This window comes from Comamonas sp., assembly GCF_036643215.1.
Lineage (GTDB): Bacteria > Pseudomonadota > Gammaproteobacteria > Burkholderiales > Burkholderiaceae_C > Comamonas.
The window spans coordinates 37472-59792 of sequence record NZ_JAVXSJ010000006.1 but is presented as its reverse complement, the minus strand read 5'-3'; the positions used below and the strand labels follow the sequence as shown (position 1 = coordinate 59792).

Here is a 22321-nt window from a genome sequence, read left to right as displayed (position 1 = left end):
TCCCAGATGACATCCACGTTCCGCCATATTGCCTTGATCGGCAAGTACCACACACCCAACGCAGGAGCCCCATCCGACGCTGCCAGCGAGGCTTTGCTGCGCATTGCGTCTTATGTGCGTAGTCTGGGTTGCGAGGTGATTCTGGATACCCAGTCCGCGATTTATGCAGGCCTGTCTGACTACCCCAGTATGGACGTGGATGGCCTGGGCAAGCATTGCGACCTGGGCTTGGTAGTGGGTGGCGATGGAACCATGCTGGGCGTCTGCCGTCATCTGGCTCGCTACGGCACGCCGCTAGTCGGTATTAACCAAGGGCGCCTTGGCTTTGTCACCGATATTGCGCTGGATGAGTTTGAAGCCTCCATCACGCCCATTCTGCAAGGCGAGTACGAGGAGGACGAGCGCCCCCTGATGCACGCCCGCGTCATGCGTGATGGTCAATGCGTATTTGAAGCCCAGGCCATGAACGATGTGGTGGTCAACCGTGGCTCAACCTCTGGCATGGTGGAGCTGCGCATTGAGGTGGGCGGGCACTTTGTCTCCAACCAGCGCGCCGATGGTCTGATTGTGGCCACGCCCACCGGCTCTACCGCCTATGCGCTGTCTGCCGGCGGGCCCATGCTGCACCCCTCTATTCCCGCGTGGGTGATGGTACCCATTGCGCCGCACAACCTCTCCAACCGCCCCATTGTTCTGCCCGATGCGCAGGAGATCACGATTGAAGTCGTCGGCGGGCGCGGCGATGTCAGCGCGAACTTTGACATGCAATCTCTCGCATCGCTGCAGCACGGCGACCGCATTCTGGTCACCCGCGCCGATCACAGCGTGCACTTTCTGCACCCCAAGGGCTGGAATTATTTTGCCACCCTGCGCAAAAAACTGGGCTGGAATGAAGGGGGCTCCTGATCATGGCTTTGAAGCGCATCGCCCTGCAGGACTTTGTGATTGTTCAGTCCCTCGATCTGGACTGGCAAGCTGGCTTTACGGTACTGACCGGCGAAACCGGGGCAGGAAAATCCATCATGCTGGATGCCCTGCAACTGGTGCTGGGCGCCCGCGCCGATGCGCAGGTAGTGCGCGAAGGCTGCAATCAAGCCGACATCTGCGCCGAGTTTGACTGCCCTCAAAACCTGCGCCCCTGGCTTGAAGAAGCCGGTTTTTCACAAGAGCAAGAACTACTGCTTCGCCGCGTGATCGACAGTCAGGGCCGAAGCCGCGCATGGATCAATGGATCACCCGCAACAGCAACCCAGCTACGCCATCTGGGCGATCAGCTCATCGATATTCACGGCCAGCACGCATGGCAAAGCCTGACCCGCCCCGATGCAGCCCGGGCCATGCTGGACACCTATGGCAGCATTGACACCACCTCGCTCAAATCACTATGGCAGAGCTGGCGCCAGACCAGCCAAGCACTGGAGCAGGCTTTGTCTGCCCAGGACAATCTGCAGCGCGAGCGTGAACGCCTGCAGTGGCAGATTTCAGAGCTGGACAAGCTTTCCCCTCGCGCTGACGAGTGGGATGAGCTCAACGCCCAGCACACCCGCCTTTCGCACGCGCAGACCTTGATGGACTCTGCCCAGACTTGCCTGCAACTACTTGAAGATGATGACTCAGGTGCAGCCAACCCTTTGGGTAAAGCGCACCACCTGCTACAAGATCAAGAGCATCTAGAGCCAGAGTTTCAGAATATTTCCGATGTACTAGGCTCCTGTGTGGCGCAGTTGCACGATGCAAGGCACTCGCTGCAAGCCTATCTGCGCCGCGCCGATCTGGACCCCGAATTACTGGCTGATCTGGACGAGCGCCTTGCGCTGTGGATGCAGCTGGCGCGTCGCTACAAGCGCACACCTGAAGAGTTGCCAACGCTGCTGGAAGGCTGGAGGCATGAGCTGCGCCAGCTTGATGCAGCTGTGGATATCGATGGCCTTCGCACCACAGAACAAGCCGCGCATCAGCAATATCAAGCGGAGGCACGCCATATCTCTCAGCAACGTGCACTGGCCGCTCCTCGCCTGTCACGCGCTATTACCCAGTCCATGCAAAGTCTGGGCATGAAAGGTGGGCGCTTTGAGGTGCAGCTGGAGCAAGCCGAATCGGCGGCTCCCGCAGGCATAGACAGCGTGACTTTTCTCGTCGCAGGCCACACCGGAGCCACACCCAAGCCCATTGCCAAAGTTGCATCGGGCGGTGAACTGTCCCGTATTTCTTTAGCCATTGCTGTCACCACCAGCGAGTTGGGGCAAGCCGGAACACTGATTTTTGACGAAGTCGATTCCGGTGTGGGTGGCGCTGTGGCCGAGACCGTGGGGCGCCTCATGCGCTCTCTCGGTCGTTCGCGCCAGGTGTTGGCCGTTACGCACTTGCCGCAAGTCGCCGCTTATGCTGATCAGCACTACCGCGTCACCAAACGCCCCAAGTCAAATACCACCATCAGCAGCGTGGACCCGCTGGATGGCGAAGAACGCGAAATGGAAATGGCCCGCATGCTGGGCGGCGAGCATCTGTCTGACGCCACGATGGCCCACGCCCGAGAAATGCTAACCATGGCAAGATTGTCGGCAAGCGAGCTGCTGAACAGCAATGGATCGCCTGCCTCAAGTGCCAAAAACAAAAGCAGCAAGGCCACCACCACGCGCAAAAACACCAGCAAAGTCAGGGGAGAGTGAAATCATGTCTATGGAGATTGTTCTGATCAGCGGCATGTCCGGGTCGGGCAAATCTGTTGCGCTGCATGCGTTAGAAGACGCAGGCTTTTACTGCGTGGACAACCTGCCGCCCGAGTTGCTGCAATCCTTTGTGGAGTTGAAGCTCACTCACCAGGAGGAAAAAGTAGCCATCGCCATGGATGCGCGCAGCGCCCAGGGCTTGCCGCAATTGCCTGAGCAACTGGCACGGCTTGAAAAACAGGGCCTAATCCCTCGCATGATTTTTCTGGATGCCGGCAACAGCACGCTGGTGCGCCGCTTCTCTGAAACACGCAGACGCCACCCCCTATCCCCAGGCTCAGCCGCCACTGAGCGGCAGGCGCTGGAGCAGGACATTGAAAAAGAGCGCGAGCTCTTAGGAACACTGCGCGACCGATCTGTCGTCGTCGATACCAGCGATCTCAAATCATCCCAGCTGCAAAGCTATATCAAGCAAGTCATTGAAGCGCCAGAAGGCCAGATGACGCTGATGTTCCAGTCCTTTGGCTTCAAGCACAACATGCCCGCAGACTCGGACTATGTGTTTGATGTGCGCATGCTACCTAACCCGCACTACGAAAAAGATCTGCGCCCGCTCACAGGGCTTGATCAACCTGTGGCGGACTATCTGCGCGACCTTCCCGAGGTGCAGCAGATGCAGCTGGACATTCAACAATTTCTGGAGCGCTGGCTGCCTCTACTGGCCAAAGATCACCGAAGCTACGTCACCGTGGGCATTGGCTGCACGGGCGGCCAGCATCGCTCGGTCTTTCTGGTGGAGGCACTCGCCAAGCATTTCGAGAAAACCTGGCCTACCGTGCGCCGCCACCGTTCACTGGATTTCCGTGGAAATTTCCTGCAAGTTTCTCAGCAGTTTCTGACCACCGACACACCGCCTGCCTCGCACTGATCAAACCACCCATGTTCAGCACTCAGACTTCGGCCCCACGCGTGCTGCTCCTGGAAGATGACCCCGCCATCGCTCGCACCATCTGCTATGCGCTGGAACGCGAAGGCATTGCCGTCACTCATAGCCTGCTGATTGCCGATGCGCGCCAGCAATGGGCATCTATCGCATTTGATGCCCTGCTCATGGATGTGGGGCTACCCGACGGCAATGGTCTGGACTGGTGCCGAGAGCTGCGCTCTGCAGGTTCTATCGCTCCCGTGCTGGTTCTCAGTGCCAGAGGCGAAGAGATGGACAAAGTGCTGGGGCTTGAGCTGGGGGCCGATGACTATCTGACCAAGCCCTTCAGCCCCCGCGAGCTGCTGGCCCGCACCCGTGCCCTGCTACGGCGCTCAAGGCAATTTCAGCCAGCAGCGCACGCCCCGCCTGCGCTAGCACTTCAAATAGATGAGCAAGGCCAGCGCATTCTGCTTCATTCGCAAACCATGGATTTGACGCGCCGCGAGTATCAACTGCTGCAAAGCCTGATCCAGAGTGCGGGCCGCATCCTCAGCCGCGATGCGCTGCTGGAGCAAATCTGGGGTCTGGGCAGCGAGAGCACAGACCGCACGGTGGACACCCACATCAAGACCCTGCGCGCCAAGCTGCGCGAGCGCTTGCCGGGTCACGAGGTCATCATCACCCACCGCGGGCTGGGCTACAGCCTGAACCAACCCGGATAAGCCCCATGCGCCTGGGCCTGCGTCTGTTCTTTGCCTTCTTCCTCATCAACGGACTGGCCGCATTTTTTGTGCTGCGCGTCTTTATGGTGGAGGTCAAGCCCAGCGTTCGCAAGGTGACTGAAGACACGCTGGTCGAAACCGCCTATGCGCTGGCAGCACTTGCCAGTGCGGACTTGGCCAAAAACCTGTTTCAGCCGGGCCAAAGTGGCCCCTTCGCGACCCAGCTATCGAACTACACACAAAAGCCCATTCAGGCCTGGATCTGGGATACCCGAAAAACCACGCTGGACATGCGCATCACCGTGACCGATGCACAAGGCATTGTGCTGTTTGACTCGCAAGGCAAAGATCAGGGCTCCGACTACTCGCGCTGGCGCGATGTCTATCTGACGCTGCGCGGCGAATACGGTGCGCGCACCACAAGAGCGGTCAAGGAAGACGAGTCCAGCAGCGTGATGTATGTCTCCGCCCCCATCATGGTGAACGGCCAGATTGGCGGCGTGCTTACAGCCTCAAAACCCTCAAGCTCAGTGCAAAAAATCGTGGATAGCGCAGAACAAAAAATTCTGCGCGGCGGACTGCTGTTTGTACTGCTGTCTGCTGGCGTAGGCTGCGCCGTGACCTGGTGGTTTGTGTTGCATGTGCGCCGTCTGCGCAACTATGCGCAGCAGGTTCAGGCACCCACCCTTAATGAATCGACCCACCACCCTGCGCAAATGCCCAAGCCTGTGGCCGTCCCCAATATGCCCGGCGAGCTGGGCGAGCTGGCTCAGGCTATGGACACCATGCGAAAACGCCTTGAGGGCCGCGACTACATTGAAGGCTATGTGCGCGCCCTGACCCATGAGCTGAAAAGCCCGGTCGCAGCTATCCGCGGCGCGGGCGAGCTGCTGCAAGACGACCTGCCCACCCCAGACCGAATCATGTTTGCCAAGCAAGTCGTTGACCAGAGCCTGCGCCTGCAAAACCTGATTGACCAGCTACTGCAACTGAGTCGACTGGAGCAGCGCCAGCAGCTAGATAAAACCCATAGCTGCAGCCTGATGGGATGCGCGCAACAGGCCATGAATGCCCTGCACAGCACCGCCCAGCAGTACGGCATTGCGCTGCAGCTAAAAGGCGCAGACAGCCACGGCCCGTGGGAGGCTGGCCTTGTCACCCTCGCCATCAGCAACCTGTTGCAAAACGCGCTGGATTTTTCGCCTGAAGATCGCGTCATCACGCTTGAGTTGAGCCCGCATCGCATCACCATCAGCGATCAAGGCCCGGGTGTGCCAGATGCCATGCTGACCCGCTTGGGCGAGCGCTTCTTCACCACACCCAGGCCTAATGGCGAGCGCAGTGGCACTGGTCTTGGCCTGTCCATCGTCACCCGCATCATGCATCTGCACGGCGGCAGCATGGCGATACGCAATCTGCACCCGGGGCTTGCTGTGACACTAGACTTCGCTACTGAAAATCAAGCCATTAAGAGCGGCTAACGCAACCCAGCAAACCGCAGGTTTACGGTTGAGACGAGGCGCAAAGCCGTAGGCAGAACAAAAATACGACAAGGCGAAGCAAGGACGCATCAAGGGTTGCGTCAGGGGCTCTAAGGAATGAAGCGCGACTTCACACTCGCTTCACAGACTTCATTTCATCCACACAGTCGCTGAAGACACTGCCTCCTGAAACCTCATATTTCAGGAGCACGCATGAAAAACCGACTGCTATTCAAAACAGTCTCACTGCTGATCGTTCTGGCAATGCTCATGCTGGGCTTGTCCATGATTCAGGACGTGGTCAAGGACCGCATCCGTAACCGTGACTACGCCGTGCAAAGCGTGGTGTCCAGCCTGGCCGGATCACAGACTCTGATCGGCCCGGCGCTGGTGCAGAACTGCACGGAAACCACCAGCACCCCCAACGGCAAAAAAATCGAATACACCACGCGTGAATTTCAGCGTCAGTTGCTGCCCGATAGCGTGAGTCACAACGCCAACGCAGCCATGGAAGAGCGCTCACGCGGCCTGCACCTGATCAACGCCTATGTGCTGCACGACCAGATTCAGGCCAGTTTCACCAACGCCGATCAGTTTGCCCAGCCACCCAGCGCAACCAGTGCCGCCAAAGCCTCCGTCAGCTGCGGCAAGCTCTATCTGAGCTTTGCCCTCAGCGACCCGCGCGGTATTCGCAGCGCGACTGTTGAAGCCAATAACAAGGAGCTGAACGTGGAGTCCGGCACCTCGCTGGAGCACTACAGCAAAGGCATTCAGTCCGAAATCAATCCCGCCACACTCAAAAAAGGCGAGCCACTGAGCATCAGCCTCAAACTACAGTTGCTGGGCACCGAACGTCTCGCCTTCACGCCCATAGGCGCTGAAAACAAGGTGACCCTGACTGCCGACTGGCCACACCCATCGTTTGGCGGCAGCTTTCTTCCCGCACGCCGTGAGGTAACGGACAACGGCTTTACCGCGAACTGGGAAATTTCCTCACTCGCCACCTCGGCCAGCACCGCTTTTACCCGCCAGCAAGGGCTTTGCAGTTCCGGGTATGGCGACAGCGAGCCGGACTACACCGTAACCAGTGCCGCGCGTGCAGCCGCATCGGGCAACGGCCCCTGCCTTGAGACCATGAACACGGAGTTCGTCAACCCCGTCAACGTCTATTCGCTGAGCGACCGCTCTACAAAATACGGCGTGCTGTTTGTGATTCTGACTTTTGTGGCCGTCGGCCTGTTTGAGGTCATGAAAAAGCTGCGCGTTCACCCTGTGCAATACCTGCTGGTGGGCTCTGCGCTGTGCAGTTTCTTCCTGCTGCTGATCAGCCTGTCCGAGCATCTGGGTTTTGCCACGGCCTATGTCATTGCCGCAAGCTCCTGCGTCGCACTGCTGGCCTTCTACGCCAGCCATATTCTGGGCAGCATCAAGCGTGGCCTGCCGTTTGCCGCCGCCATCTCGGCGCTGTATGGCCTGCTCTATGTGCTGCTGCAACTGGAGCAGACCGCTCTGGTCGTCGGCTCCATTGCGCTGTTTGCCGTGCTGGCTCTGGTCATGATCTGCACCCGCCATGTCGACTGGTACGCCTTTGGCCACAGCGATAGCGATGCACCATCCAAGGCAGTGGCAGACAAGGAGCTGGCATGAACACGGCCCTGCATTCGCGTGAGGTTCAAGCCCTGCTGGCCATCTCGTCGCAGCACCTTCTCAATGAAGGCAGCGTGCAGCAATATCAGCAGCTCTGGCTGGCTGCACAAAGCAGTGGCGACCGTGCAGCACAGCAGACTGTTCGCCAGCATGTGGCGGACGCCGGGCGACTGTTGCAAGCGCAGCGCGCCAACCCACAAGCCCGAGCGCTGTGGCTGGCCTTGATGAGCCTGCGTTGCTCCATGCTGATGCCGCGCCTGCGATTCTGAAACTCTCTACCCCCCAATAAAAAAGGTGACATACGTCACCTTTTTTATTGGGGCAGGGCCAAGACTCAGACCAGCTCAGAGTCCAGCAGCTTGCGTATCGGCGCAGGCAAGCCCAGCTCAGCCCATCCTGCGGCATTGACCCAGCAGGATTCATCTGCTTCAGAAACCATAGCTGCATGCGCTTGATCCATATTGACCAGCACCGGGTGAAGGTGCAAATCCTTATGCGTCAGCACATGCAGGAAACCGGGCAGGTCTTGCCAACTGTGCGCAGCACTGTCAAGCCAGGTAGTGCTTGCAAAGCGCTGCAAGGCCTCATAGCTGTCAAAGACTGGCGGGCTGTAAAGCCCCGCCCAGATGCCGACTTGCGGGCGCTTTTGTAGCCATACGCGGCGCTGACTATCCACAGCAACCAACAGCCACCACGCTTCAGATGTTCGTTTGACCTTGCGCGTGCGCACCGGGTAGGCCTCAGGGTTGCCAGCGCGTCCGGCGCGGCATTCATCGTGCAGCGGGCAGAACAGGCAGCTAGGCTTGCGCGGCGTGCAAATGCTGGCGCCCAAGTCCATCATGCCCTGCGTGTAGCGCGGCATGGCTTCGTGCAGGTTCTCTGTGGGGCACAGCTGCTGCGCATGCACCCACAGCTGCTTTTCATTTTTGGACTGTGCCAGATCGCCATCAAAGCCCAATACGCGCGTGAGCACGCGGCGCACATTGGCATCCAGAATCGGCACGCGCTCCGAAAAGCAGAACGAAGAAATTGCGCCAGCGGTCGAGCGGCCAATGCCGGGCAGCGTCGCCAGCTCTTCTGCAGTCTGCGGAAAAGCCCCGCCCCATTGCTCCATGACGGTCTGCGCGCATTTGTGCAAATTGCGGGCGCGGCTGTAATAGCCCAGACCGCTCCACAGCGCCAGCACAGCATCTTGCGGTGCAGCAGCCAGACTGGCTACGTCAGGGAATGCATCCAAAAAACGCTGGTAGTAGCCCAGCACGGTGCTGACCTGAGTCTGCTGCAGCATGACTTCAGACAGCCAGACGCGGTAAGGATCACGGGTTTGCTGCCAGGGCAAATGATTGCGGCCATGGCTGGCCTGCCACTGCACGACAGCAGTGGCAATCGAAGGGAAAATCAAGATTTCAAGCTACCAGGTTGATGTCCAGCGGCGCGGAAGCGGTCTGGGCGCGCTCAGACCATAGAGGCACCAGCAACTGGGCTGATGCGCTGATCAACTGCCTCTGCAACGAGCCCAGATGAGCCTGCGCATTTTCCATGTCGGCAATGCGCTCTTCCAGGTCCGTGGCTGCGCCGCTGATGCGATCGACCGCTTCCAGGCGGCGCGTGTAACTGCGTTTACGTTCGCGCAATTGTGCATCGACAGGCGCAGTCAGTGATTTGCTCCACATTTCCACGTCGTTCGATGCCGCTTCAAACACGGTGCGCAGACGCAGCGCCAGCGCCTTGATCAATCGCTGCGAAAAATCTGCACTCGTGAGCTTGAAGGCACTGCTCAAGCCTAGGTACTGGGTGTAGCTGCCTTCGATGCTGCGCAAATCTTCAGTGAAGTCGGACAGCATCAGCGCTGGCGGCACCTGCAGAGAAAAGCTGAATTCAGCATTGAGCTCTCTGAACGAAGTACTCATCATGATCTGAATTTCTTCGGCCTGCGTCAGCACCTTGACGGCCACAGCATGCAGTCGCTCAAACGTCTGCTCATAGATCTTGCGCACGCCCAGCTTGAGGCCGCGCTGATCCAGTGCCTCTTTGAGTTCGGCCAGTTCTTCTTTCAAAGCCACCGAGCTGAGCAGCTGAAAAATATCCTTGAGCATGCGCATGTGCACCGTGCGCATGGCCTGAATCCTGGTCGAGCTCTGGTCAAACTCTTTGTTCTCACCTTCAATACGCGAGCGCATGCCAGTAATCACACTGGCGTTCTTGCCTCGCAAGCCGCACAGCTCAGCCAGCTGGTCGTCCAGCTCTCTGCGGCGCATATTAATAACTCGGTCCACCTGCCCCTGCAGTTGCTGCACATTGGCATGTACTGCTGCCTGCAGCACCTTCTGGCGCTGACCCATGATGCCGTTGGCCAGCAAGTCCTCAAACGCGGGCAGGCCGCTGGCTTGCAGCAATACATCGTTGCGACTCACCTTCGCAACCAGACCCTTCTGGGCAGAAACAGGTAACACCTTATCGACCGAGACACCGAGCAGATTCGCCGAGTCTTGCTGCTGCCTGCGCAACTGCGCCTGCACCTGCGCGCCAGAGCTGAGGCTGTCCCACAGCGTATCGACCTTATTGAGCACCACCAGACGCGATGCTGCCAGCGCATCGTCGCCACCAGCCTTACCGGCACCAGCGGGCAACACATGGTCACGCCAGATGGCAAGGTCGGACTTGGTGACGCCCGTATCAGCCCCCAGCACAAAGACCACGGCATGGGCCTGGGGGATGAGGTTGACCGTCAGCTCAGGCTCCGCACCCACGGCATTCAAGCCGGGGGTATCCAGAATCACCAGCCCCTGCTTGAGAAGCGGGTGCGGCATGTTGATGAGCGCATGGCGCCACATGGGCACTTCTACCCAGCCATCGGCATCCACCATGGGGTTATCGGCTTCATCGTCGTCATGCCAGAAGCCCAGCGTTCTAGCCTGATCGACGGAGACCTTGCGCACCTCGGCCACCTTGAGCAGCGTGTCTGCAATCTGCTGCGCATTGCCAATATCCAGCGGGTGCTGCACCCATGCATCGCTGCGCACACGCCACTGACCAAGACTCTCGGGCGACTCACGCGTGTCAATGGGCAGAAGGCGCAAGCTGGGCATCAGCTCAGCCTCCCAGCCCAGCTCTGCCGGGCACATGGTGGTGCGGCCTGCGCTCGCAGGCATGAGGCGGCGGCCGTAGTGGGCAAAGAAAATGGCGTTGATCAGCTCTGATTTTCCGCGCGAGAACTCGGCCACAAAAGCGACCATGACCTTGTCGCCGCGCATCTGATCTTCAAGGCGCTGCAAGCGCTCCTGCACGGCGGAGTCCAGTAAATCCTGCGCCATCAGCCATTCGCGCAGTTCCTGCAGCTGCGAGGCGAAACCTCGTCGCCACGCACCATGTTGGCCAAACTGCTCATTGAATGAAGCTGTCACGTCTACCTCTCTTTTTTGTGCAAGTCGCCCAGTCAGCGAACACTGCCAGCCTGATCAAAATATAGCATTGGCCATTTTCAGGGCTGCCATGCACTGCGGCACACCGAGTATCGGCGCAAGTCTGCTAACTCTGTATCAAATACGCGCGCATCTGGCGCCGCGCTGTGTCATATCAGACAATAGTGCTGAATTTTTAGTCAAAATAGCCTCAAGCGCCCATAAGACAAGCGCTAGCAGCTATCAAATTCAAAGAGATTTGGCCTCTTTCTGGCAGCGGGCGCAGTAAAAGGTGCTGCGCTGCCCCTGCTTCATCAGCTTGATGGGCGCGCCGCAATGCGTGCAAGGCAGGCCCTCCCGGCCATAGACCTTGGCCTGCAGCTGAAAGTGCCCTTCCATGCCATTGGCCGCAGAAAAGTCTCGCAGCGTGGTGCCGCCCTTCTCCACCGCCAAGGCCAGCACAGAACGAATCGCCTCATACAAAGTTTTGACCTTGCGTGGCCTCACATCGCGCGCCGGTGTGGCTGGGTGAATACGTGAAAGAAACAACACCTCAGAGGCATAGATATTGCCCACCCCCACCACCACGTTGCCGCTCAGCAGCAATTGCTTGATGGGTGTCCGGCTGGCGGCCAGCCCAGCCTTGAAGGCATCGAACGTGAAACGGCTACTCAGCGGCTCCATACCTAAGTGGTCAAGCAACTTGCGCGCCAGTACATCACCCTCATCAGGCACATAAATCACGGCACCAAAGCGACGCGGGTCATGCAGGCGCAAAAGGCCCTGAGACGTTTTCAGGTCAAAGTGGTCGTGCGGCCCCGCGCTGCCCAGCGGCGCCTCGTCAAGCCCCACAAAGCGCAGACTGCCCGACATACCCAAGTGAATGAGCAGCAGCCCCTCATTCAAATCCACTAGCAAATATTTACCGCGGCGACGCACGCCCAGCACCTCGCGCCCGACTAGCGCCTGCGGCAATAGTCCCAGCGGCCAGCGCAAGGGTTTGCCCAAGGCTGCAGCATCAATGCGCGCACCCGCAATGCGGTCTGCAAAAGAGCGGCGCGTAACCTCGACTTCGGGCAACTCAGGCATGCAATCTCTTCTTCACCAAGTGTTCAACAAGCTTGGATTATTATGGGCCGATGGTTCATCCTCTACGTATTCAGGGACTCGCCGTGGCCACCGCTCTGGCCATGGGATCGGCAATCGCATCCGCCCAACCTGCCGACCCGCCACCCAAAGTGGACAGGACCGAGCAAGCGACTGAGCTTGAGCAAAGCATGGAGCGCGAAGGCAATCAGGCCGCCCTCTCTGCCGAGCTGTTCTATGAAATCCTGGTGGGCGAACTCGCCGCCCAGGAAGGCGCCCTGAACGACGCACAAGCCCTGATGATGGAAGCGGCGCGCAGCAGCAACAACGAAAAGCTCTACCGCCGCGCTACAGAGCTGGCGGTTCAGTCCCGCTCTGGCGATCGCGCTTTGCGCAACGCCCGCGCCTGGCTGGAGGCCTATCCGGAATCACGCGATGCCAACCGCGCCGTGCTGCGCATTCTGGTGGCCATGAATCGCATCGCCGACTCGGCCAGTTACCTGCGCCGCGAGGTAGAGCTGACGCCAGCAACCAACCGCAGCGCCACCTTTTTAGCGATCACCCAGCTCTACAACAATGCCTCAGACAAGTCTCTGGCCGCTGATGTGGTGGAGCAGGCACTGGAAATCGATTTCAAAGACCCCAAGAACGGCCCCATGGCCTTGGCTGCAGTCGGCCACATGCGTCTTGTGGCCGATCAAAAACAGGCTGCACTGCAAGCGCTGCAAAACGGCGCCAAGCTAAGCCCTGATTCGGGCGCTATCGCCCTGCTGGCAATGGAGCTGCTGGAGTCAGGCTCTGCCGAAGTCGAGCCACTGGTTAAACGCTATCTTGAAAAAAATGCATCGCCCCAGCTGCGCCTGACCTATGCCCGCGTGTTGCTGGGCCAAAAGCGCAATGCAGATGCAAAGGCTCAGCTGCAACTCATCACCCGAGAGAGCCCGGAATTCCCAGAAGCCTGGGTCATTCTGGCCAATCTGCAGCTGCAAGATAACGAGCTGGATGCCGCAGATACTTCGCTGGCCCAGTTTGGCGCGCTGCTGCCCAAGCTGCCCGATGGTGTGGGCCGCAATGCCGGCGCAGCCCAGCTCTATCTGCTCAAGGCTGAGCTGGCCGAAAAGCGCAAGCGCTATGACGAGGCCGACGATTATCTGCAGCGTATTCCTGACGCCGCCAATCTGCTGAGCGTACAAGCGCGCCGCGCCGATATGCTGGCTCGTCAAGGTAAGGTACAAGAAGGCCGTGCGCTCATTCAGGCCACACCCGCCACCGGCCCCAATCAAAAGCGCCTCAAGCAAATCGCAGAAGTGCAGTTGCTGCGCGACGCAGGCCTGAATCAGGAAGCCTACACACTGCAGGCCGCTCTGCAGAGCCAGTCCCCCAACGATGTGGAGCTGGCCTATGACACCGCCCTGCTGGCTGAAAAAGCCGGTAAGTTTGATGAGATGGAGCGCCTGCTGCGCGACATCATCAAACGCAAGCCCGACTTCAAGCATGCGTATAACGCTCTGGGCTACTCCTACGCAGACCGCAATATCAAGCTGGAAGAAGCGCAAGCCCTGATCCAGAAGGCGCTGGACATGCAACCCGGCGACCCCTTCATCACCGACAGCCTAGCGTGGGTGCATTTCCGCCGCGGCAATCTGCCTGAAGCAGAAAAGCTGCTGGAGCAAGCCTATGCCACGCGCCAAGATGCAGAAATTGCCGCCCACCTGGGCGAAGTTCTGTGGACGCAAGGCAAGCAAGACCGCGCACTGCTCGTCTGGCGTCAAGGCCTGAAGGAAGACAACAGCAACGACACGCTGCTTGAAACCCTCAAGCGCCTGAACGCCAAGCCATGAAGCCCATTACCCAACTGCGCAAGACCTGGCTGACCCTGCTGATCTGCGGTGCGATTAGCAGCACTTTACTGACAGGCTGCGCCCTGCCAGAGCGCCAGCTGACGCCCGATGCGACCGCGACCAGCCAACACTGGTCAGGCCGCATGGCCTTGCAGGTTCAGGACTCACAGCAGCAATCCTTCAGCGCCGGTTTTGAACTGCAAGGCAGGCCCGAAAGCGGCACGCTGCTGGTTTTCAACCCGCTGGGCTCCATCATTGCCCGACTGCAATGGACGCCTGTCGGTGCCACGCTGCAGCAAGGCGAGCAGATCACAACATCCGACTCTCTGCCCGAACTCATCACCCGCCTGACCGGCAACGACATTCCCGTGGCTGCCCTGTTTGACTGGCTGCAAGGCAAAGACACAGCAGTCACCGGCTGGAAAACCGATCTGTCGCGCATCAGCGAAGGCCGCCTGCGCGCTGACCGCAGCAGCCCGCCACCCGAGGCATCTCTGCGCATCGTGCTCGACCAGGAATCACGCTGATCCGCGACTTCTCGCCTGTTCTGGTGCTATCGTTGCGCCGTTTTTCTCCCACATATATTCGCCATGCACTCGCTTTATGACGTGCCGGCTCCGGCCAAGCTCAATCTGTTTTTGCACATTACAGGCCGCAGGCCGGACGGCTACCACCTGCTGGAATCCGTCTTCATGTTGATTGACTGGCACGATGTACTGCACTTTGAACGCAGCCCCAGCAGCCAGATCAGCCGTGAAGACCTGAACGGCGTGGCCCTCCCCCCAGACGATTTGATTACCCGTGCAGCCCGCGCGCTGCAGCAAGCAACAGGCTGCACCCAAGGCGTGCACATCGGCATTCAGAAAAATTTACCGGCGCAAGCCGGCATGGGCGGCGGCTCATCAGATGCAGCCAGTACGCTGCTTGCGCTCAACCGTCTGTGGAACTTGAAGCTCTCACGCCAGGAACTGCAAAAAATCGGTTTGACGCTGGGTGCCGATGTGCCCTTTTTCCTCTGCGGTCACTCCGCCTGGGTCAGCGGAATTGGCGAAATCATTGAGCCACTGCATGGCAAAAATGCCTTACCAGAGCAGCAGTTCATCGTGATCAAGCCTGAGCAAGGACTGGAAACCGGGCAAATTTTCACCAGCGATCTCCTGAAACGCGACTCAAAGCCTGCTATAGTTGCGGACTTCGCTGCAGAGCACTACGGTTTCGGCCGAAACGACTTGCAGCCAGTCGCTGAAGGCTTGCAGCCTGAAGTGATGAAAGTCAGAAACTGGCTCGAATCATTCAAACTGCATGCTAGAATGACCGGCTCAGGAAGTGCAGTCTTTGCACCAATGACACAGACAATTGATTTAAATAGTGCACCAAACACTTGGAAAATCAAAATCTGTAAAAATCTCGAATCTCATCCACTTTTGAGTTGGGTTTCTGGATAAAAAGTTTTAGGCTTTTTGTCTTCGACAAAAGACCTGTGTAGGGGAGTCGCCAAGTTGGTTAAGGCACTGGATTTTGATTCCAGCATGCGAAGGTTCGAGTCCTTCTTCCCCTGCCAAACATCTTCTTGCGTCATAGCAACCCACAGCACTGGGACGCACAATGCATTCACATCATTCAGATTTCATGGTCTTCACAGGCAATGCCAATCCAGGCATGGCCCAAGAGATCGTTAAGCACCTTGGCACTACCCTCGGTGCTGCTGACGTTGGCTGTTTCTCCGATGGAGAAGTTGCAGTCGAGATCAAGCAAAACGTTCGCGCTCGTGACGTGTTTGTGGTTCAGTCCACATGCGCCCCCACCAACGACAACCTCATGGAGTTGTTGGTCATGGTTGATGCACTCAAGCGTGCATCCGCCGAGCGTATCTGCGCCGTAATCCCGTACTTCGGCTACGCCCGTCAAGACCGCCGCCCCCGCTCCAGCCGCGTGCCAATCACCGCCAAGGTGGTTGCCAACATGCTGCAAGCGGTGGGTGTCGAGCGCGTTCTGACCATGGATCTGCACGCCGACCAAATTCAAGGTTTCTTCGACATTCCCGTAGACAACATCTACGCAACCCCCGTGTTGCTCAATGACCTGCGCCAGAAGAACTACGAAGACCTGATCGTTGTGTCCCCCGACGTTGGCGGTGTGGTGCGTGCTCGCGCCCTGGCCAAGGAACTGGGTTGCGATCTGGCCATCATCGACAAGCGTCGCCCCAAGGCGAACGTGTCTGAAGTCATGCACGTGATCGGCGACATCGACGGCCGCAACTGCGTGATCATGGACGACATGATCGACACCGCAGGTACCCTGGTCAAGGCAGCCGAGGTGCTCAAGCAGCGCGGCGCCAAGAACGTGTACGCTTATTGCTCGCACCCCATCTTCTCTGGCCCAGCCATTGAGCGTATCGGCAACGGCACGGCTCTGGACGAAGTGGTTGTGACCAACACCATTCCGTTGAGCCCCGAAGCTCAGCAGTGCGGCAAGATTCGCCAGCTGTCCGTAGCCGGCCTGTTTGCCGAGTCGATTCACCGGATTTCTACCGGTGATTCGGTGAGCAGCTTGTTTAGCGCTTAAAATCTCTGGTTTTTCGGGCTTGAGCCACACAAACCTCCTGCGGGAGGTTTGACTGTTTCGAGTCCACAGCAAGAATCCAAGACCTTTTCAAGGCACAGGTTCTTTTATCAATAGGGCGAGACTGGTCGCGGTCCGCCCATCAAGGAGTTAGTTATGCAATTCGTCGCAACTGAGCGCGCAAAGCAAGGTACGGGTGCGAGCCGCCGTCTGCGTCTGTCGGGTAAGACTCCCGGCATCGTTTACGGTGCTGGTGAAACCCAACTGATCGAAATCGATCACAACGCCCTGTGGCACGCTGTGCACAAGGAAGCTTTCCACTCCAGCGTTCTGGACATGGAAATCGCCGGTCAAGTGACCAAGGTTGTTCTGCGCGACGTGCAGTTCCACCCCTTCAAGAAGCTGGTGCAACACATCGACTTCCAGCGCGTGGACGCAACTACCAAGCTGCACATGAACGTGCCTCTGCACTTCGAAGGCGCAGAACAGTCTCCCGCCGTTAAGGGTGAAAACTGCACCATCACTCACCTGATGACCGAAGTGCAAGTGATCTGCGAACCCGCAGCTCTGCCCGAGTTCATCAAGGTGGACCTGAGCGCTCTGACTTCCAAGTCCACTCTGGGCGTGCAAGGTCTGAAGCTGCCTAACGGCGTGAAGGCTGTGGTGCGTGGCGCCAACAAGAACCCTCTGCTGATCTCCATCAAGTTGCCCGACGTGGCTCCTGCTGAAGGCGCTGCACCCGCTCCTGCGGCTGCTCCCGCTAAGAAGGGCAAGAAGTAATTCTTGTGACTTCGCTACAGCGCCCGTCGCTGTACTCAAAGAAAAGGCCCACCTCGGTGGGCTTTTTCTTTGGGGTTGAAAGAACTGCTCCTGCCTGCCCGCCTTTGCTAGCAAGAAGATAATCAAGTCATGATCAAACTGTTTGTCGGCCTCGGCAATCCCGGCCCTGAATACGAAGACACACGGCACAACGCCGGCTTCTGGTGGATTGATGCGCTGGCGCGCGAACTCAAGGTCACTCTGGTTCCAGAGCGCAGCTACTGGGGCCTGATGGCTCGCACTACCATCCACGGCCAGCACGTCTGGCTGCTGGAGCCTCAGACCTTCATGAATCTGTCTGGCAAGTCCGTGGGCACCCTGGCCCGCTTCTTTAAAATTCAACCCGAAGAAATTCTGGTCGTGCACGATGAGCTGGACTTTGAGCCCGGCGTGGTCAAACTCAAGCTGGGCGGCAGCCACGGCGGCCACAACGGCCTGCGCGATATTCATGCCCAACTGGGCTCGCCCAACTACTGGCGCTTGCGCGTAGGCATTGGTCACCCCGGCAACAAGGGCGAAGTGGCCAACTGGGTGCTGAAAAAGCCAGCGCCCGATCAGCTGAAACTGATCGAAGATGCCATCACACACTCGCTCAAGGCCTGGCCCGAGATGGTGGCCGGACAAATGGACAAGGCCACACTGGCCATCCACACCAGCAAGACCCCGCGCCCCAAGCCGCCGCGCAAGCCTGCACCCGATGCAGCGCCAGCCTCCACTGACAACGCCTGAAGCAAAAAAAAGCTCCTGAAACAGGAGCTATTTGCGCTTGATTGATAAGGGCTAGAGGCACAAAATCTCTTAAAAAATCTTAATCCAGCTTCTTGGCCTGCATCAGCTGCTCGTACTTTTTGAACAGCACCTCGTGGCTTTCCACATACTCAGGGTTCACGGGAATGCAGGCCACAGGGCAGATCTGCACACACTGGGGCTCATCAAAGTGACCCACACATTCTGTGCATTTATGCGGGTGGATTTCATAGAACTGCTCGCCCATGTAAATGGCGTCGTTCGGGCACTCGGGCTCGCACACATCACAGTTGATGCATTCATCCGTAATCATCAATGCCATGGGCCAGCTCCTCTGCAGTTCTTCGAATAAGTAGCACTCATTATCCCAAGCCCACCAAGACATGGCTGCACTCGGGACAAAGCCAATACGCCTCGAAGATCGCTCATTCACGGCATATCACCGGCACAATGCCGTTATGCTGCGCAGCACGCAAAAGACCTCTGCGTTTTCCTCACGATGAACCTTCGCCCAAAGCCATGAGCATCTTCTTGCTCAAACGCCTGCTCACGCTGATCGCCACCTTGCTGGGTGCATCCATCGTGGTGTTTGCCGTGCTTGAAATTTTGCCCGGTAATGCCGCCCAGATGCTCATGGGGCCCGATGCCGCCCCTGAAGCCGTGCAGGCCATGGCGCAGCAACTCGGCCTTGATCAACCCGCACTCACGCGCTACTGGCAATGGATTAGCGGTCTGCTGCATGGCGACATGGGCACCAGCTACGCCTATGACTCACCAGTGTCTGAGCTGGTGTGGGAGCGCCTTATCGTTACCGTGCCGCTGGCCATCATGGCCATGGGCATTACCGCCGTACTGGCTATTGCGGCTGGCGTGTTTGCCGCAGCAAACCACAAGCGCTGGGGCGATGTGGGGGTGATGGGCCTGGCGCAGATCGGCATTGCCATCCCCAATTTCTGGTTTGCGATTCTTTTGATTCTGCTGTTTTCAGTCAAGCTGCAATGGTTCTCGGCCGGTGGCTTTCCGGGCTGGAGCGAGGAAGACGGCGGTGGCTTCTGGCCCGCGCTGCAGGCACTGCTGCTGCCCGCTGTTTCCCTGGCCGTGGTGCAGGCCGCCATTCTGGCGCGTATCACCCGCTCCGCCGTTTTAGAAGTGCTGCGCGAAGATTTTGTGCGTACCGCCCGCGCCAAGGGTCTGTCGCGCGGTGCAGCGCTCTGGCGCCATGTACTGCGCAACGCCATGATTCCCGTCATCACCGTCATGGGCCTGCAGTTTGCCAACCTTCTGGCGGGCACCATCGTGGTGGAAAACGTGTTCTACCTGCCCGGTCTTGGACGCCTGATCTTTCAGTCGATCTCTAACCGCGATGTGATTGTGGTGCGCAACTGCGTGCTGCTGCTGGCCGCCATGGTGGTGGTGGTGAATTTTGTGGTCGATGTGCTGTATGCCGCCATTGATCCCCGCATCAAGGCCAGCGATATATGAGCGTGCCTGCGCCCGACTACCCCACCCGCGCCTTCACGCGCACGCAGCCGCAAAGCTTTGGCCAGCGCGCGCTGCAGCACCGCAGCTTTTTGCTGGGCTCGGTACTCACAGCTTTACTGATTACTGCCGCCCTGCTGTCTTTTGTCTGGACACCCGGCTCCGCCTACGAAATAGACATGGATGCCGCACTGCAAGCCAGCAGCAACCTGCACTGGCTGGGCACCGATGCCTTTGGGCGCGACATTGCCTCGCAAATTCTCGTCGGTGCACGCGCATCCATCGCCGTGGGCCTGATTGCCGTGGGCATTGGTCTGGCACTGGGCGTAGCTCTGGGGTTGATTGCCGCAGCTCGCCGCGGCTGGGTGGAAGAAATCATCATGCGGCTGGCAGACTTCACCTTCGCCTTCCCCGCCCTGCTCTCGGCCATCATGCTCACCGCCGTGTTTGGTGCGGGCATGGTCAATGCCATCATCGCCATCGGCGTCTTCAACATTCCTACGTTTGCACGCATTACCCGAGCATCGGCCAACGCCATCTGGGCGCGGGACTATGTGCTTGCCGCACGCGCCTGCGGCAAGAGCCGTACCGCCATTACGCTGCAGCATGTGCTGCCCAATATTCTTTCCGTGCTGGTGGTGCAGGCCACTATTCAGTTTGCGCTCGCCATTCTGGCCGAGGCCGCGCTGTCCTATCTGGGCCTTGGCACGCAGCCGCCACAGCCCTCATGGGGCCGCATGCTCAGCGATGCCCAGACCCTCATGTTTCAGGCACCGCTGCTGGCCGTCTGGCCCGGTGCGGCGATTGCCCTTTCGGTGCTGGGCCTGAACCTGCTGGGCGACGGCCTGCGCGACCTGCTTGATCCCCGACTGACACGCGAGCGCTAATGCGTAGGGATACCGACCATGGCTTTGCTTGAAGTCTCCAACCTCACCATCAATCTGCAAACCCATCGTGGCCGGGCTCAGGCCGTGCGTGATGTGAGCTTTACGCTGGAACGCGGTGCCACGCTTGGCCTGATCGGCGAATCGGGCTGCGGCAAATCGCTGACGGCACTGGCCCTGATGGGCCTGCTGCCCGACCATGCGCAGATCGACGGCAGCATTCAGCTGGACGGCAAAGAACTGCTGGACATGAACGAGCGCCAGCTGTGCGCACTGCGCGGCAACCGCATGGCCATGGTGTTTCAGGAACCGATGAGCGCTCTGAACCCCGTGCACAGCATTGGCCGGCAGGTGGCAGAGCCGCTGCGCCTGCACCAAGGCCTGAGCCGCGCGCAGGCCCACGCCCGTGCCACCGAGCTACTGGAGCGCGTAGGTATTGCACAGGCCGCCCAGCGGCTGGACGAGTACCCGCACCAGTTCTCTGGCGGGCAGCGCCAGCGCATCATGATTGCCATGGCGCTGGCCTGTAGCCCCGACCTGCTGGTGGCGGACGAACCGACCACCGCGCTGGATGTGACGGTACAGCAGCGCATTCTGGATTTGCTGCAGGAGCTGGTGGCCGAGCATTCCATGGCGCTGGTACTCATCAGCCACGATCTGGGCGTGATTGCTCAGAATGTGGAACAGCTATTGGTCATGTACGGCGGCACCGTGGTGGAGTCCGGCATGACGGAAACCGTCTTCGCCCAGCGTGCCCACCCCTATACACGCGGCCTCTTCGCAGCGCGCCCCCAGCTGCACGCTGCCAGCAACACTGCCCGCCTGCCCACCATTGCAGGTGCCGTGCCTGAGTTGGTAGACCTGCCCGCAGGTTGCCCGTTTGCAGGCCGCTGCAGCTACACCCAGAGCAACTGCTTTATTGAACGCCCCCAGCCCCGCACGCTGCACCAGCCCAGCGTGGCTGCGCCTGCATCGCTGGCCTCATGGCGCCAACCGCATCGGGTGCGCTGCCTGTATGAGCAAGCCTTGAAAGCAGGAGCGCAGGCATGATGCAAAACGCTCTCAAGCAAGGCGCTCTCAAAACAGAAGCTGCTAGCGCAATACTGCTAAGGGCTAGCAGCCTGAAACGCGCATATTCTCGCCCGCGCACCTCGCTATGGCACAAGCCCGAGCCGCTACAGGCGCTGCGCGGTGTGAGCTTTGAATTGCAGGCTGGGCAAAGTCTGGGCGTGGTGGGTGAATCAGGCTCGGGGAAGTCCACTCTCGCCCGCCTGGTCATGGCACTGGATACACCCAGCGAAGGCACGGTCGAACTGCTGGGCCGCAATCTGCACCAGTTACCTGAAAAAGAGCTGCGAGCGGCAAGGCGTGATTTTCAGATGGTGTTTCAGGACCCCTACGGATCGCTGGACCCGCGCATGACGGTGGAGCGCATCATCAGCGAGCCACTGACCACGCTGGCCAGCAAACCCAGCCCCGCTGCACAGCGCCAGCAGGTGCTGGCCGTGCTCGATCAGGTGGGGCTGCGCGCGCAAGATGCCGACAAGTACCCGCATGAATTTTCGGGCGGCCAGCGCCAGCGCATTGCCATTGCCCGCGCGCTGATTACCCGGCCCAAGCTCATCGTGGCCGATGAACCGGTCAGTGCGCTCGATGTGTCCGTCCAGGCGCAGGTGCTCAACCTCATGCAGGACTTGCAACGCGAGCTAGGCCTGTCATACCTCTTCATCAGCCACGATCTGGCCGTGGTGCAGCATGTCTGCGATCAGGTCATCGTGCTCTATCAGGGTGAAATCGTGGAGCGCGGCACACCGCAAAAGCTGTTCTCGGCACCAGAGCACTCGTACACACAGGCACTGGTCAAGGCCGCTCCCCGCGCGCTCTGACTCAGCAGTACCAACAGTTGCTCACACTCGCGGCCGCGATCTGCAGCACGGCGGCCTTGGCGCCCCCTGCGTGGTGTAAAAATACAGCTGAAACAAGTCCGCACCGCACGCTGTGCGCAATGACTTGCAGCGCTTTTACAGGCCCAGTGCGGCCTGCCCCCATTCGGAGACT

The 22321-nt window shown here is 59.2% G+C and carries 21 protein-coding genes and 1 tRNA gene; 18 read left to right on the top strand and 4 right to left on the bottom strand.

From position 1 onward, the window contains the following. The first annotated feature begins 6 nt into the window (after positions 1–6). The 7 genes from RSF91_RS06300 (at position 7) to RSF91_RS06270 (ending at position 7713) form a co-directional block, all read left to right on the top strand. On the top strand, positions 7–906 hold the full coding sequence (locus tag RSF91_RS06300; RefSeq protein ID WP_332567609.1) for an NAD kinase: 900 nt from the start codon (positions 7–9) through the stop codon (positions 904–906). Positions 907–908: 2 nt separating this feature from the next. Beyond that, positions 909–2669: a DNA repair protein RecN gene (recN, locus tag RSF91_RS06295; protein ID WP_332567608.1), complete on the top strand. Its 1761-nt coding sequence runs from the start codon at positions 909–911 to the stop codon at positions 2667–2669. 4 nt (positions 2670–2673) lie between these two features. Continuing rightward, entirely contained in the window at positions 2674–3597 is a 924-nt protein-coding gene (gene rapZ, locus RSF91_RS06290) for an RNase adapter RapZ (protein WP_332567607.1), read from the top strand. A gap of 11 nt (positions 3598–3608) precedes the next feature. Further along, positions 3609–4316: a winged helix-turn-helix domain-containing protein gene (locus RSF91_RS06285; RefSeq protein WP_332567606.1), complete on the top strand. Its 708-nt coding sequence runs from the start codon at positions 3609–3611 to the stop codon at positions 4314–4316. Between the two features lie 5 nt (positions 4317–4321). Beyond that, positions 4322–5797: a two-component system sensor histidine kinase CreC gene (gene creC / locus RSF91_RS06280; protein ID WP_332567605.1), complete on the top strand. Its 1476-nt coding sequence runs from the start codon at positions 4322–4324 to the stop codon at positions 5795–5797. Between the two features lie 213 nt (positions 5798–6010). Beyond that, positions 6011–7444 carry a cell envelope integrity protein CreD gene (gene creD / locus RSF91_RS06275; protein WP_332567604.1) on the top strand — a complete coding sequence of 478 codons (1434 nt, stop codon included), beginning with the start codon at positions 6011–6013 and terminating at the stop codon, positions 7442–7444. Then, complete coding sequence (locus RSF91_RS06270; protein WP_332567603.1) at positions 7441–7713, top strand: hypothetical protein; 273 nt, start codon at positions 7441–7443, stop codon at positions 7711–7713. The genes creD and RSF91_RS06270 overlap by 4 nt, the downstream gene beginning before the upstream one ends. A gap of 65 nt (positions 7714–7778) precedes the next feature. On the opposite strand, the gene mutY is transcribed toward RSF91_RS06270, so the two are convergent. The 3 genes from mutY to mutM all read right to left on the bottom strand — a co-directional run bounded on the left by mutY (position 7779) and on the right by mutM (position 11934). Then, the gene (gene mutY, locus RSF91_RS06265) at positions 7779–8846 is read right to left on the bottom strand and encodes an A/G-specific adenine glycosylase (RefSeq protein ID WP_332567602.1); all 1068 of its coding nucleotides are present in this window, start codon (positions 8844–8846) and stop codon (positions 7779–7781) included. Between the two features lie 4 nt (positions 8847–8850). Beyond that, complete coding sequence (locus tag RSF91_RS06260) at positions 8851–10848, bottom strand: dynamin family protein (RefSeq protein WP_332567601.1); 1998 nt, start codon at positions 10846–10848, stop codon at positions 8851–8853. A gap of 246 nt (positions 10849–11094) precedes the next feature. Further along, positions 11095–11934: a bifunctional DNA-formamidopyrimidine glycosylase/DNA-(apurinic or apyrimidinic site) lyase gene (gene mutM, locus RSF91_RS06255; protein WP_332567600.1), complete on the bottom strand. Its 840-nt coding sequence runs from the start codon at positions 11932–11934 to the stop codon at positions 11095–11097. 50 nt (positions 11935–11984) lie between these two features. Here mutM and RSF91_RS06250 point away from each other — a divergent pair, with 50 nt between their 5' ends. The 7 genes from RSF91_RS06250 to pth all read left to right on the top strand — a co-directional run bounded on the left by RSF91_RS06250 (position 11985) and on the right by pth (position 17882). Continuing rightward, positions 11985–13772, top strand: a complete 1788-nt coding sequence (locus tag RSF91_RS06250; protein ID WP_332567599.1) for a tetratricopeptide repeat protein — start codon at positions 11985–11987, stop codon at positions 13770–13772. Continuing rightward, positions 13769–14299 (top strand): lipoprotein insertase outer membrane protein LolB, encoded by a 531-nt coding sequence (locus RSF91_RS06245; RefSeq protein WP_332567598.1) that lies wholly within the window; start codon positions 13769–13771, stop codon positions 14297–14299. Before RSF91_RS06250 ends, RSF91_RS06245 begins: the two co-directional genes overlap by 4 nt. A gap of 63 nt (positions 14300–14362) precedes the next feature. Further along, positions 14363–15217 carry a 4-(cytidine 5'-diphospho)-2-C-methyl-D-erythritol kinase gene (gene ispE / locus RSF91_RS06240; protein ID WP_332567597.1) on the top strand — a complete coding sequence of 285 codons (855 nt, stop codon included), beginning with the start codon at positions 14363–14365 and terminating at the stop codon, positions 15215–15217. A 39-nt stretch (positions 15218–15256) separates the two neighbouring features. Continuing rightward, positions 15257–15333 (top strand) — tRNA-Gln (locus RSF91_RS06235). Between the two features lie 44 nt (positions 15334–15377). Continuing rightward, complete coding sequence (locus RSF91_RS06230) at positions 15378–16337, top strand: ribose-phosphate pyrophosphokinase (protein ID WP_332567596.1); 960 nt, start codon at positions 15378–15380, stop codon at positions 16335–16337. Positions 16338–16490: 153 nt separating this feature from the next. After that, a complete protein-coding gene (locus RSF91_RS06225) occupies positions 16491–17114 on the top strand; it encodes a 50S ribosomal protein L25/general stress protein Ctc (RefSeq protein ID WP_332567595.1) in 624 nt (207 codons plus the stop codon). A 129-nt stretch (positions 17115–17243) separates the two neighbouring features. After that, positions 17244–17882 (top strand): aminoacyl-tRNA hydrolase, encoded by a 639-nt coding sequence (pth, locus tag RSF91_RS06220; RefSeq protein WP_332567594.1) that lies wholly within the window; start codon positions 17244–17246, stop codon positions 17880–17882. 79 nt (positions 17883–17961) lie between these two features. Here the strand turns inward: pth and RSF91_RS06215 are convergent, their stop codons facing one another. Next, positions 17962–18222 (bottom strand): YfhL family 4Fe-4S dicluster ferredoxin, encoded by a 261-nt coding sequence (locus RSF91_RS06215; RefSeq protein WP_332567593.1) that lies wholly within the window; start codon positions 18220–18222, stop codon positions 17962–17964. 197 nt (positions 18223–18419) lie between these two features. On the opposite strand from RSF91_RS06215, the gene RSF91_RS06210 reads away from it, so the two are divergent. The 4 genes from RSF91_RS06210 to RSF91_RS06195 are packed head-to-tail and all read left to right on the top strand — an operon-like array spanning position 18420 to position 22149. Next, on the top strand, positions 18420–19382 hold the full coding sequence (locus RSF91_RS06210) for an ABC transporter permease (RefSeq protein ID WP_332567592.1): 963 nt from the start codon (positions 18420–18422) through the stop codon (positions 19380–19382). Further along, positions 19379–20266 (top strand): ABC transporter permease, encoded by an 888-nt coding sequence (locus RSF91_RS06205; protein WP_332567591.1) that lies wholly within the window; start codon positions 19379–19381, stop codon positions 20264–20266. Before RSF91_RS06210 ends, RSF91_RS06205 begins: the two co-directional genes overlap by 4 nt. A gap of 18 nt (positions 20267–20284) precedes the next feature. Further along, positions 20285–21313, top strand: coding sequence for an ABC transporter ATP-binding protein (locus RSF91_RS06200; RefSeq protein WP_332567590.1), 1029 nt, complete (start codon positions 20285–20287; stop codon positions 21311–21313). Further along, positions 21310–22149: an ATP-binding cassette domain-containing protein gene (locus RSF91_RS06195; protein ID WP_332567589.1), complete on the top strand. Its 840-nt coding sequence runs from the start codon at positions 21310–21312 to the stop codon at positions 22147–22149. The genes RSF91_RS06200 and RSF91_RS06195 overlap by 4 nt, the downstream gene beginning before the upstream one ends. Positions 22150–22321 lie beyond the last annotated feature (172 nt).

What these genes read in the sequence shown, in the direction of transcription:
- RSF91_RS06300 (WP_332567609.1), top strand. Translation starts at nt 7, where the DNA reads ATGACATCCACGTTCCGCCATATTGCCTTGATCGGCAAGTACCACACA.
- recN (WP_332567608.1), top strand. Translation starts at nt 909, where the DNA reads ATGGCTTTGAAGCGCATCGCCCTGCAGGACTTTGTGATTGTTCAGTCC.
- rapZ (WP_332567607.1), top strand. Translation starts at nt 2,674, where the DNA reads ATGTCTATGGAGATTGTTCTGATCAGCGGCATGTCCGGGTCGGGCAAA.
- RSF91_RS06285 (WP_332567606.1), top strand. Translation starts at nt 3,609, where the DNA reads ATGTTCAGCACTCAGACTTCGGCCCCACGCGTGCTGCTCCTGGAAGAT.
- creC (WP_332567605.1), top strand. Translation starts at nt 4,322, where the DNA reads ATGCGCCTGGGCCTGCGTCTGTTCTTTGCCTTCTTCCTCATCAACGGA.
- creD (WP_332567604.1), top strand. Translation starts at nt 6,011, where the DNA reads ATGAAAAACCGACTGCTATTCAAAACAGTCTCACTGCTGATCGTTCTG.
- RSF91_RS06270 (WP_332567603.1), top strand. Translation starts at nt 7,441, where the DNA reads ATGAACACGGCCCTGCATTCGCGTGAGGTTCAAGCCCTGCTGGCCATC.
- mutM (WP_332567600.1), bottom strand. Translation starts at nt 11,934, where the DNA reads ATGCCTGAGTTGCCCGAAGTCGAGGTTACGCGCCGCTCTTTTGCAGAC.
- RSF91_RS06250 (WP_332567599.1), top strand. Translation starts at nt 11,985, where the DNA reads ATGGTTCATCCTCTACGTATTCAGGGACTCGCCGTGGCCACCGCTCTG.
- RSF91_RS06245 (WP_332567598.1), top strand. Translation starts at nt 13,769, where the DNA reads ATGAAGCCCATTACCCAACTGCGCAAGACCTGGCTGACCCTGCTGATC.
- ispE (WP_332567597.1), top strand. Translation starts at nt 14,363, where the DNA reads ATGCACTCGCTTTATGACGTGCCGGCTCCGGCCAAGCTCAATCTGTTT.
- RSF91_RS06230 (WP_332567596.1), top strand. Translation starts at nt 15,378, where the DNA reads ATGCATTCACATCATTCAGATTTCATGGTCTTCACAGGCAATGCCAAT.
- RSF91_RS06225 (WP_332567595.1), top strand. Translation starts at nt 16,491, where the DNA reads ATGCAATTCGTCGCAACTGAGCGCGCAAAGCAAGGTACGGGTGCGAGC.
- pth (WP_332567594.1), top strand. Translation starts at nt 17,244, where the DNA reads ATGATCAAACTGTTTGTCGGCCTCGGCAATCCCGGCCCTGAATACGAA.
- RSF91_RS06215 (WP_332567593.1), bottom strand. Translation starts at nt 18,222, where the DNA reads ATGGCATTGATGATTACGGATGAATGCATCAACTGTGATGTGTGCGAG.
- RSF91_RS06210 (WP_332567592.1), top strand. Translation starts at nt 18,420, where the DNA reads ATGAGCATCTTCTTGCTCAAACGCCTGCTCACGCTGATCGCCACCTTG.
- RSF91_RS06205 (WP_332567591.1), top strand. Translation starts at nt 19,379, where the DNA reads ATGAGCGTGCCTGCGCCCGACTACCCCACCCGCGCCTTCACGCGCACG.
- RSF91_RS06200 (WP_332567590.1), top strand. Translation starts at nt 20,285, where the DNA reads ATGGCTTTGCTTGAAGTCTCCAACCTCACCATCAATCTGCAAACCCAT.
- RSF91_RS06195 (WP_332567589.1), top strand. Translation starts at nt 21,310, where the DNA reads ATGATGCAAAACGCTCTCAAGCAAGGCGCTCTCAAAACAGAAGCTGCT.